Source organism: Streptomyces sp. PA03-6a (assembly GCF_033792765.1).
Taxonomy (GTDB): Bacteria; Actinomycetota; Actinomycetes; order Streptomycetales; family Streptomycetaceae; genus Actinacidiphila.
Genome location: NZ_JARAVK010000282.1, coordinates 1 through 10,673, shown reverse-complemented (window position 1 = coordinate 10,673; position 10,673 = coordinate 1). Strand labels below are relative to the sequence as shown.

At 72.8% G+C, this 10,673-nt stretch carries 11 protein-coding genes; 3 read left to right on the top strand and 8 right to left on the bottom strand.

The genetic code is table 11. The annotated features are described in order from the left end of the window. From PV350_RS39620 to PV350_RS39590, 7 genes are all read right to left on the bottom strand, one after another. A partial coding sequence (locus PV350_RS39620; protein WP_500338288.1) for a M14 family metallopeptidase occupies positions 1 to 1,330 on the bottom strand: 1,330 nt, incomplete at its 3' end. A 239-nt stretch (positions 1,331 to 1,569) separates the two neighbouring features. After that, a complete protein-coding gene (locus PV350_RS39615) occupies positions 1,570 to 2,178 on the bottom strand; it encodes a TetR/AcrR family transcriptional regulator (protein ID WP_500338286.1) in 609 nt (202 codons plus the stop codon). Next, the gene (locus PV350_RS39610; protein WP_499516247.1) at positions 2,175 to 3,092 is read right to left on the bottom strand and encodes a hypothetical protein; all 918 of its coding nucleotides are present in this window, start codon (positions 3,090 to 3,092) and stop codon (positions 2,175 to 2,177) included. Before PV350_RS39610 ends, PV350_RS39615 begins: the two co-directional genes overlap by 4 nt. Beyond that, on the bottom strand, positions 3,089 to 3,577 hold the full coding sequence (locus PV350_RS39605) for a hypothetical protein (RefSeq protein ID WP_500338284.1): 489 nt from the start codon (positions 3,575 to 3,577) through the stop codon (positions 3,089 to 3,091). Before PV350_RS39605 ends, PV350_RS39610 begins: the two co-directional genes overlap by 4 nt. A 3-nt stretch (positions 3,578 to 3,580) precedes the next feature. After that, positions 3,581 to 4,807, bottom strand: a complete 1,227-nt coding sequence (locus PV350_RS39600) for a macrolide family glycosyltransferase (protein ID WP_499516245.1) — start codon at positions 4,805 to 4,807, stop codon at positions 3,581 to 3,583. Further along, positions 4,804 to 5,745 carry a patatin-like phospholipase family protein gene (locus PV350_RS39595; protein ID WP_500338282.1) on the bottom strand — a complete coding sequence of 314 codons (942 nt, stop codon included), beginning with the start codon at positions 5,743 to 5,745 and terminating at the stop codon, positions 4,804 to 4,806. The genes PV350_RS39600 and PV350_RS39595 overlap by 4 nt, the downstream gene beginning before the upstream one ends. Positions 5,746 to 6,032: 287 nt before the next feature. After that, positions 6,033 to 6,518, bottom strand: coding sequence for a MarR family winged helix-turn-helix transcriptional regulator (locus tag PV350_RS39590; RefSeq protein WP_500338280.1), 486 nt, complete (start codon positions 6,516 to 6,518; stop codon positions 6,033 to 6,035). A gap of 132 nt (positions 6,519 to 6,650) precedes the next feature. Between PV350_RS39590 and PV350_RS39585 the strand changes: the two genes are divergently transcribed. Next, on the top strand, positions 6,651 to 7,157 hold the full coding sequence (locus PV350_RS39585; RefSeq protein WP_499516242.1) for a signal peptidase II: 507 nt from the start codon (positions 6,651 to 6,653) through the stop codon (positions 7,155 to 7,157). A gap of 39 nt (positions 7,158 to 7,196) precedes the next feature. Here PV350_RS39585 and PV350_RS39580 read toward each other — a convergent pair whose 3' ends face one another. Continuing rightward, positions 7,197 to 7,562: a winged helix-turn-helix transcriptional regulator gene (locus PV350_RS39580; protein WP_499516241.1), complete on the bottom strand. Its 366-nt coding sequence runs from the start codon at positions 7,560 to 7,562 to the stop codon at positions 7,197 to 7,199. Between the two features lie 139 nt (positions 7,563 to 7,701). On the opposite strand from PV350_RS39580, the gene PV350_RS39575 reads away from it, so the two are divergent. Both PV350_RS39575 and PV350_RS39570 read left to right on the top strand, forming a co-directional pair. Then, positions 7,702 to 8,769, top strand: coding sequence for an alkene reductase (locus PV350_RS39575; protein ID WP_500338278.1), 1,068 nt, complete (start codon positions 7,702 to 7,704; stop codon positions 8,767 to 8,769). 149 nt (positions 8,770 to 8,918) lie between these two features. Beyond that, a partial coding sequence (locus PV350_RS39570; protein WP_500338277.1) for an FUSC family protein occupies positions 8,919 to 10,673 on the top strand: 1,755 nt, incomplete at its 3' end.

Genomic DNA, 10,673 nt, shown 5'->3' with positions numbered 1-10,673 from the left:
GGACGTCGGGGTGGGAGGCCGTCTCGGCCACGGAGAGCGCGAACGGGACGTTCTTCTCGAACTCCTGCTCGATCAGCTTCTCGTCGTCGGGGAAGTTGAACCCCGACTGGCAGTCGGAGGCCACCCACTGGTCGTCCGGGTCGATGTCGGACGCGGTCTGGCACGTCGACATCTCGGGCGTGAACATCGCCAGGCCGTTCACGTTGGACGCGTGACCGTCGGCCTCGCCGTTGGTGGTGTACAGCTCGGACGACACCTGCGGGTGGTAGCCGGGGATGGCGGAGTTGTCCGGCGTGCCGGCCAGTGACCTGTACAGGACGTCGTCGGGGGTGTCCGTGGCCACCTGCCAGCCGACCCCGTAGAGCAGCAGCTCGGCGGCGGAGTGGTAGTTGATGCCGTACGTGAAGTCGATGCGCTTCTGGAACGCGTCCAGCGCCCGCGTCTCCGGCTCGGAGTTCGGGCCGGCGCCGCGGTAGGTCTCGCTGGCCGGGTTCGGGGACGAACCCTCGTTGTCGTAGCCCCACTTGTAGGCGAAGTTGCGGTTCAGGTCGACGCCGTCGCCCGCGGTGATGACGCCGTCGCCGTTGTTGTCCCGCAGGTTCTTGCGCCACAGGCGGGTGTCGTCGCTCTGGAAGGTGTAGTCGTAGCCGTCCGGGTTCGCGGATATCAGGAACCACAGCTCGGTGGAGTCGACGAGCTTCTTGATCCGCTTGTCGGTGCGGTAGTTGTCCAGGTAGTGGTGCATCAGCCGGCGGGTCATCTCCGGCGTGATCCACTCGCGTGCGTGCTGGTTGGACATGTACAGCACGGAGGGCTTCGAGCCGTCCTTGGACTTCGCGGCGTCCTTGGTGAGTTTGAGGGCGAGGATGTCCTGCCCGCGCGTGGTCTTGCCGATCGAGACGACCTTCGTCAGCCCGGGGTTCGCGCGGTTGGTGGCGAGGATCTCCTCCTTGATGCCGCCCTTGCCGCTGTAGGGGCGGAACACCTTGTCGGCCGCGTTCTGCACCCGCGCCTCGGCCTTGGCGCCGAGCGTGTGCTCGGTGAGCCGCACGCCCTCGCGCCGCAGTTCCTCCGCCTGATCACCGGTGAGGTACACCTCGACCGAGGCCGTGCCCTGCGCCGGCGGCCGCTCGCTCAGCTCCTGCGCGTCCTGGCCGGCCTGGAGCAGCAACGGGATCTGGCTCTTCGTCACTTCCGCGCGGTACACCTTGACGGTGTCCGCTCCGGCGGCGGCCGTGCCCGCGTCGCGGGCCTGGGCCATGGGTGCGACGGCCGCACCGCAGAGGATGAGGGCGCCGACTGCTGCGATCGATAAGGATCTGGTTCTCACGAGCATCCCTTCACGTCGTTCCAGGACAGAGGCGCCAATCCCATAAGAAGTCAGGTCGCCCGTCAAGGTGCCGGGAAAACACGCCTCGGGGGTCGGCGCCCCGCGGGAGCGGACATTTCCCTTTGGGCAACGGGAAATTCGGCCGCCATTGCCCGAAGGCCGGGGCGAGGCGTCGGGAGAATTTCGGGATCTCGGTGAACGCGGTTTGTGATGGCCCGGGTGTACGTCGCGAGCACCTGCTATTGGCAGGAACAACTCGTTCCGCGCTCGACGGCGAGGCCGAACAGCTTCGTCAGCTCCTCGACGTCCAGTGAGGCCAGCGGTTCCGCCGGGAAGACGTAGCGCAGCATGACCAGGCCGGTCAGTTGTGCGGACACCGAGGACGTGAACATCGGTGACCGCTCGGTCTCCTCCGGGGCGATCCGGCCCAGGCACGAGGCGAGGGCCGCTTGGACACGGTCGCGGAGCGTCCTGGCGATCGGCCCGTCCGACATGCCGGTCCGGTACACCGCGACGAGAGCCGGGCGGGTCGACTCGTCCTCCCAGACGGGGAGGAACGTCCGGGCCAACCGCTCCCCCCGGCTCATGGGAGCGGCTTGCGCCTCCTCGGCCGTGGGCCCGTCGAAGAGGGTGGACAGGTCGATGCGGGAGGACACCGCGTCCCGGAAGAGGACGTCCTTGCCGTCGAAGAAGTAGCGGATCATCGCGGGGTCCACGTCGGCGCGCCCGGCGATCGCGCGCAACGTGGTGCCCGAGTACCCCTTGGCGGCGAAGAGTTCGAGCGCGGACCTGAGGATCCTGGTCCTGGTGTTGCTCCTCCGGGCACGGCGGCCGGCGCCGTCGCTCATGGCTCCGCCACATGGTGGGCGCGCACGGCCGCGATCACGGTGTCGGCGGTGCGGTCGAGGTGACTGCGGCCTTCGGACGACCGTGCGGTGGGGCTGATGTAGCCGAGCGGTCCGACGTGCGTGGCCGGGTCGAGCCGGTGCACGCTGATCTTTCCGGCACGGCGGGCCCGGTTCCAGCCACTGCCGCGGGCCAGCGGCCAACGCTGGGGAAAGATCCAGGTGCCGAGCCGTTCGATGCGGTCGCTCGCGCTCGTCAGCCGGTGCAGGTGCTCGGCGTGGGTGAGGTCGTTGGCGCCGTTGTGGAACCCGCCCAGGGTGATCAGCACAAGTGGCGCGCCCAGTTGGGCGTGCAGTTCGTCGACCGCGCCGGTCGCGACCTGGGCCCCGCCGCTGTAGCTGAGCAGCACCACGGGGGTGCCGCTGCCGGGCGGGTAGCCGGCGAGCCGGAGCTGGGTGGCGATCTGGCGACCGACGGCCCGGTTGTACAGGGGGCGGTAGCGGTGGTCGGCGGCGACGAAGATCTGCACGACGTTGTGCAGGAACAGCAGCAGTGCGACGCGGCGGCGCAGCCACGCCCATACCGGCCGCTCGGCAAGGGGCTCCGCGAGGGGCGAGTAGGGCTGGACCTGGCCCAATACCCGCAGTTCCGGCGCCCTGGCGATGAGGGCCGCGACGAGCCGGCCGCCGTCGCGGGTGTCGCGGACGCGGCGCTTGCCGATGCCGTCCAGGTAGACGAGGTACGCGTCGGGGTGGCCGTCGGGAGCCGCGCCGCGTGCGTAGGGAACGCCGTCCGGGAGTTCGGTGACGGGGGCACGCCAGTGCGCACCGTAGGCCAGCACCTCGTAACGGGCCAGCAGCGCTTCGGCGATCAGCGCCGTGCCGACCGCGAACGCGCACATCAGGTACCCGTTCATGTCTTCGCCTCCAGCGGTTCGGTCGTGCTGATCCGCACGACCAGGCGTCGCACGGCCTCGACCGTCACACCCAGCCCGGTCCCCGCAAGGGCCACGCAACCGGTGGCGGCCCACCAGCCCAGGCCGGTGGCCGTGGCGAGCCGGCCGGCCAGCCCGGCCCCGACCCCGGCGAAGAGCAGCAGGTGGAGCAAGGGCCCGAGCCAGGGGAACGCGAGGACGCCGGCGAGCAGCAGCGGGGCCGCCAGGCCCAGCGTCCACACCGGTCCGGCGCCCGGCGGTGGCGCGGACAGTGCCAGTTCGGCCAGCGTGGCCGCGCTCAGCGGCCACACCGCGAGCACGGCGGCTTCGATGAGGCCACCGCCGATCAGCGATCCCGCCACGAGGGTGCGCGGCATGCCCGGCCCGCGTACGGCCAGGGGCAGGATGCGCCCGGCGGCTTTGGACACCCCGGCGAAGGCCAGCAGGATCATGGCGGCGAGCGACATGGGTCAGCCTCGCCCCCGCACGTGGGCGTGGACCGGCGACTGGTCGGCGGAACCCGCGGCCTGCAGGTACCGCTCGAGTGCGTCGGCCGCGCCCAGGTGTCCGCCGGCCGCCCGCTGGGCGGTCCGCAGGGCGGCCGCGGCAGCCCTGAAGCGGGGGTCCCGGACGAGGCGTCCCGCCCGGGCACGCACCGCGTTCCCGGTGACCTCCCGGGTGGGGATCGACAGTCCGGCGCCGAGTTCCTCGACGCGACGGGCCACCATCGGCTGGTCGGCGCCCTGCGGGACCACGAGCATCGGAACCCCGGCGTACAGGGCCTCGTTGACGCTGTTCATTCCGCCGTGGGTGACGAACAGCGCGGCGCGGTCCAGCACTTCGGGTTGCGGGACGAAGCGGCGGACGAGCACGTTGGACGGCAACGGGCCCAGCGCGGCGGGGTCGGTGCGTCCGGTGGAGACGACGGTGGTGCCCCCCAGTGTCGCCAGCGCGGTGGCGAGGGTGCGCAGCAGGTGCGGGTCGGCGTTGAACACCGTGCCCAGCGACGCGTACACCACGGGGTTCCGCAGCCGGCCGGTGGGGAAGGTGGGGTCGGCCGGGCGGGCGCCGATGCTGGGGCCGACGAACCGGTAGGTCCCGTCGAAGCGTTCGGCCTGGGGCTGGAACGCCCGTGAGGTGAAGACGAGGTTCAGGGGCTGGCGGATGTTGCCCAGGTCGACCGGGGGCAGCCCGTGGGTGTCGTAGTGGTGGCGCAGGTCCTGGCGCGACCGCAGGTAGCCCCGGACGCTGCGTGGGCGGGCCGCCGCGGCGGTCAGCAGGTCCCAGGAGCCGCGGGTGGGGCTCGGCACGTCCCGGTTGAACGCGAAGGTGGTGAACGACGAGGCGGCGGGCACGCCGAGTTCACGGGCGGCGACCGCGCCCCACGGGCAGGCGTTGTCGTGGACGATCAGGTGCGGCCGGATGCGGCGCAGTTCGGCGAGCACCGCGGGCAGCAGGCCGACGGCACTGCGGGCGAGCCCCTCCAGCAACGTGACCGGTGTCGGCGGATCGGGGAGCGGCTGGTCGCCGCCGGGGTAGAGGTACACCTCGGCGCCGGCGGCCTCGATCTCCTCACGGAACGCGGCCGAGGTGTGGTAGGTGACGCGGTGGCCGCGCCGGACGAGCTCGGCGACCACGGGCAGTGTCGGGTTGACCCGCCCGTGCATGGCGACGTTGAGGAACGCGATGGTGCTCACAGAAGGCCCCCTGATGCGCGAGGAATTGCCCCGGCCGGTCCGGCCGGGTCCGGCGGAGTGACGTCGGTCCGGTACAGGCCCGGTCCACTGGTGCTGAGCCCGTCGAGGAAGTCCCTCGCGGTGCGGTGCGCGGTGCTGATCAGCCGCTCGGAGTGGCCGAAGTCCCAGGGCGCGGGCCAGGTCTCGACGCCGGTCGGCAGTACGACGGTCGGGATGTGCCGGGACACCTCGTGCAGGTCGCGCTCGATCTGATGGCGCATCAGCAGCAGTCCGGCCCTGGCGGCGACCGCAGCGGCCCCACGCCGCCGGGCGTCCGGGACCGGCGGCGAGCTCTCGGGCCCGGTCGACAGCGCCACGACGCTGGCCGCCCCGGCCTGCAGGGCCGCCAGTACGGGGAGGTAGGCGATCACTCCGCCGTCGACGAGCGTCCTGTGCTCGCGATCGACCGGGGGCAGGATGCCGGGGACGGCCGCGCTGGCCAGCAGGGCGGACTCCAGGTCACCGTGGTCGAGCAGCGCCGGGGCGCCGGTGTCCAGGTCCATGGCGACCGCGGTGAACGGGATGGGAAGTTCCTCGATCCGGGACGGCAGCCCCGACCGCGAGATCAGCCGGCGCAGACCTCGATCGGCGAAGACGCTGGCCCGTGAGGGCGGGTACCCGATCGGGTACACCTCACGGCGGCGCAACTGGGTCCACACGCTGTCCAGCCATGCCGCCGAGCCGTCGGGGTGGGCGGCCGCGATCGCCCCCAGCAGCGCGCCCACCGAGGTTCCGACGATCATGTCGGGGACGAATCCGCGCTCTTCCAGCGCGTATGCCACACCGACGTGTGCCGCCCCGAACACGCCGCCGGCGCCCACCGCCGCGGCCACGGGACGGGGAAGGGCAGCCAGGGCCGCCGGCATGGACTGCGGTTTCCCGCCACGAGCGGTCCTCATGATCCACCTCTTTTCGCCAAGGCACCGCATCGGGGGTTGAGCGGGCCTGCACCCGGCGGCCCCGCGGATGCGGTCAGGACGGCGGGCGCTCCCGCGCCCACCGGGCATCCCCGGGGGCCACCCGGACCATTTTCGTTACATCTACGACGGTATCACCAGATACCGTCGTATGTGCGACTAATGGTGAACGCATCCCGCCCGGCCGGCGCCGGCACCATCCGCGGGTGAACGACGAAAGCCGCGTGGCGGGCGCGCCACGCGGCTGGACGGTCTTCGCTACGACAGGCTTACGCCTCGCCGCCCTCGGGATAGGCGAACCGGGTCAGCAGGTCCTTCAGCCGCTCGGTCTCACCGGGACCCAGTTCGGCGACCAGATGCTCGGCCAGGGGCACCGCCGCCACGTGGGCCGCGTCGAACAGCTCGACGCCCGCGGGCGTGATCTCCACCGCCCGCACCCTCCTGTCCCCCGGAACGGATTTGCGCACGGCGAGCCCCTTGCGCTCCAGGTCGTCCACGACCCGCATGATCCCCGCCTTGTCCGACCCGGTCGCCGCGGCCAGGTCCCGCTGCACCGTGGGTCCGCGGTCGACCAGCACCATCAGCACCGCGAAATGCCGCACCTCGATGCCGAGCGGCCGGAGCGCCTCCCCCATCACCGCGCCCGCGCGCCAGTGCGCGCGGCGCAGCAGCAGCCCCAGGGCGAACGGGGAGGTGTCCCCGGGTCGGTCGGTCGCACGCGGGGCGCTGGTTCCACGAGGGGCGTCGGCAGTCATGTACGCACATTACCAGCCATCTGATCGTTCGATACCGTATCGAGTGATACCGAACCTCGCTGCGGTCGCCCGCCGCGCCGCCGGAGGCTGCGCGTACGCTCGGTGCAGTCACCAGCGATCAGGAGGTGGGCGGTGCGGCGGGCGTATCTGCTGTGGACGGTTGCGGCGGCCGGATTCGCCGTGGACCAGGTCACGAAGGCGATCGCCGCGGTGGTCGTCGAGGGCCACGAACCCCGGCACGCCCTGGGTGGCGCGGTGACCTTCACCGCTTTCCGGAACTCCGGGGCGGCCGGCTCCTTCGCCCCCCGCGCGACCCTGCTCTTCACCCTCGTGGCGGTCGTCGCGCTCGTGGCCATCGCGCGGGTCGCCGGCTCCGTACGCTCCACGGGCTGGGCGACCGGCCTCGGGCTGATCTTCGCGGGTGCCGGCGGGAACCTCGCCGACCGCGTCTTCCGCACCCCCGGGTTCGGCCGGGGAGCCGTGCTGGACTTCATCCAGATCGGCGATTCCGGGATCTTCAACCTCGCCGATCAGTGCATCACGGCCGGTGCCGTGATCGTCCTCATCCAGGCCTTCCGCGGCGTCCCGCTGCGTGCCGCCGTCACGGGCGGCGTCGGGGGCCAGGCGCTGGAGCGGTAGCGGCGACGGGGCGCGGCGCACGGTGCGCGCCGCGGCCCGTCACGCCGTCAGCCGGATCTCCTCGCCGGAGGGAGCCTCCTCGTCCTGCGCGGGAAGCCAGGACTCGGCCCACTTCGAGATCTCCCGGACGACCTCCTCCAGCGCGCGGCCCTTGTCGGTGAGGCGGTACTCGATGGTCACCGGGGTCGTCGGGAGTACGTGGCGTTCGATGACACCTTCCTGCTCGAAGCGCTTGAGGCGGTCCGACAGCAGCTTGTCGGTGATGTCGGGGATGGCGTCGCTGATCTGACGGAAGTGCGTCGCACCCCGGAGCAGCTCACGCAGGATCACCCCCGCCCACCGGCGGCCGATCATCTCGACGGCCAGGTGGTACCGGGGGCAGAAGTCGGGCTCGTAGCTGCTCATACCAGCCAGCTTACCAATGGATAGCGGCTTGCCGACAGGAGTCGGCTCTGTTAGCTTTCTCATGGCCAGCCACTTTCTAATGGATAGTCCCTATCCCCCAGGAGTGGTGCATCCTCCACCGGACAAGGACAGACCTGAGATGACCGCACCGTTCGAGCCCATCACCGTCGGAGAAACCCGGGTCCCCCACCGGATCTTCATGTCGCCCATGACGCGCAACCGCGCGACCGTCGACGGCGGACTGGCCACCGACGCCATGGTCGACTACTACGTGCAGCGGGCCGGGGCGGCCGCGCTGATCATCACCGAGGGCACCCAGCCCAGCCCGGTCGGCCAGGGCTACATCGCGACCCCCGGCCTGCACAGCGACGAGCAGGTGGCCGCCTGGCGCACCCTGACCGACGCCGTGCACGCGGCGGGCGGCACGATCTTCGCCCAGATCATGCACGCCGGGCGGATCGGCCACCGGGACCTGACGGGCCTGGTCCCGGTCGCGCCCTCCGCCGTACAGGCGCCCGGCGTCACGTACACCGCCGAGGGGGCCAAGGAACACGACGTCCCGCGCGAACTGACCGACGCGGAGATCCTCGGGACCATCGACGACCACGTGTCGGCGGCGCGCAACGCCGTCGCGGCCGGCTTCGACGGCGTGGAACTCCACGCGGCCACCGGCTACCTCCTGCACCAGTTCCTCTCCGACAGCGCCAACCTGCGCACGGACCGCTGGGGCGGCAGCACCGGGAACCGCATCCGCTTCGTGGTCGAGACCGTCAGGGCCGTGGCCGAGGCCATCGGCGCCGAGCGCGTCGGCCTGCGCATCTCCCCCGGCAGCACCGATCAGGGCATCGTCGAGAACGACCCCGCCGAGCTGTACACCGCCCTGCTGACCGCCCTGTCGGACCTGCCGCTCGCCTACGTCCACACCCGCGAGCAGGCCGGGCGCGACCTGACGCGCAAGGTCCGTGCCGCCTGGCCGGGCACGCTCGTCCTCAACCCCCAGTACGACGACGGGCGCCCGCCCCACGAGGCCGTGGCCGACGTGTTCGCGGAGGGCGTCGCCGACGCCGTCACCCTCGGCCGGGCGTTCCTCGCCAACCCCGACCTCATCACGCGCATCAAGGCCCGGGGGCCGTACAACACCCCAGAGCCGGCGAGCTACTACGGCGGCGACGGGCGGGGCTACACCGACTACCCGGCCCTCGTCTGACCCCGCCCGCGTGCCGCCTCACCGGCGGCCCGCCGCAGCCGGACGCGCCGGGCGGCTCCCTCCCCGGGACACGCCGGGCGCTCTGGTAGGACTCGTCCCACGGCGCGGGCGGGGCACGGGTTCCATCGCCGTTCGGACGTTCGGAGGCCATGAGGTTGCCCCACTTCCCAGCCGGCCGCGCCGGTGGCCTCCTGCACGACGCCCTGCGCTCCGGCGGCGGGCCCGGCTACCGGTACGCCGCGGGGCTGCGCGCCGCGGTGAGCATCGGCGTCCCCCTGACCGCCGGGGCCGCCACGGGTCACCTGCCGTGGGGGCTGACCGCCACGATGGGTGCCTTCACCGCCGTCTACGGTGCGAAGGAGCCCTACGGCAGGCGGGCGGTGCTCCTGGCCGGGGTGGGGGCGGGGTTCGTACTCTCCGTCGCCGCCGGGTCGCTGGCCGGGGGCAGGATCTGGCTCGCGCCCGTCGTGATCGGCCTCGTCGGCGCGGTCGCCACCTACGTCTGCGACGCGCTGCGGATCGGGCCACCGGGTGGCTACCTCTTCGCCCTCGCCTGTGCCATGTCCACCCCCCAGCCCGTCGACGCGGCGGCGATCGGGCAGCGGGTCACGCTCACCGTGGCCGGTGCCGCCTGCGCCTGGCTGGTCTCGATGTCGGGATGCCTGATCGACCGCCACGGGCCGGAGACCAGGGCGGTCGCCGACGCCTACGACCAGCTCGCCGCCTACCTCGAAGCGATCGGCGGCCCCCGCCAGGACGCCGCCCAGCACCAGGCGGCCCTCGCACTGCGCACCGCCTGGTACGCCGTCGCGGCCCCGCCCCAGCCCCTGGGCCGGGCGACCGGCCGGGCACGGCTGCGACCGGCCGTGCGCCAGGCCCACCGCGTGTTCGCCGCCGCCGTCCGCGCCGCCGCCACATCCCCCGCGCCGCTCCCCGGCGACCTCACCGCGGCGCTGCGCCGCACCGCCGAGTGCCTCCGCCACCGGCGTACGCCCCCGCCACCCCCGGCCCACGGGCCCGGCGGGGAGCCGGCCGTGCGTCGCGCGGTGCGCGGCGAGGTCGAGCAGGCCGTACGCGATGCCGCGTCGGGGGCGCCGCCGGACGACGAGGGGGAACTCCTCGAACCGTCCAGCGCCACACGGCTGCTCGCCTCGGCCAGGAAACGGCATTCGCTGGTCCTGCCCGCCGCGCTGCGCGTCGGATCGGGCGCCGTCATCGCCGGCGGGCTCGCCCACGCGTGCGGACTCGCGCAGCCCTACTGGGCCTCCGGCGCCGCCATCGTCGTCCTGCAGGGCGCCAACGTCACGACCGTGATCCGGCGCGGTATGCAACGCGGCACCGGCACCGCCGCCGGGGTCCTGCTCGGCGGCGCCGTCCTGGCCTTCCACCCCGGCCCGCCCGCGCTGGTGGCGGCAGTGATGCTCGCCCAGTTCGCCGCGGAAGCCGTCCTGGCCCACAACTACGCCCTCGGCGTCGCCTTCATCACCCCCCTGTCGCTGTTCCTGACCGAGGCCGCGCAGCCGGCGTTGCCCGTGAGCCAACTCGTCACCGCCCGCCTCCTCGACACGGTGTGCGGCTGTGCGGTCGGCGTGGCCGCGGGGCTCACGCTCTGGCGGCGCACCTCGACCGTCCGGCTCCCCAGCGCCCTCGCCCACGTCATCCGTGCGGAAGGCACGACCTGGCACCTGAACCTCATCGCGGGCGACGACGCCGGGTACAGCGCCGCCGCCACGGCCCGTCACCGCCTGCGCACCGACCTGATCAACCTCCGGGCGGTCGCCGACAGCGCCGCCGGCGAACGCCCCGCCCCCTGCGAACTCGCCCGGCTCTGGCCTGCCATCGCCGCCACCCAGCAACTCGGCTACCTGGCGATCTCCACCACCCGCCCACGCCCCCGCAAGCGC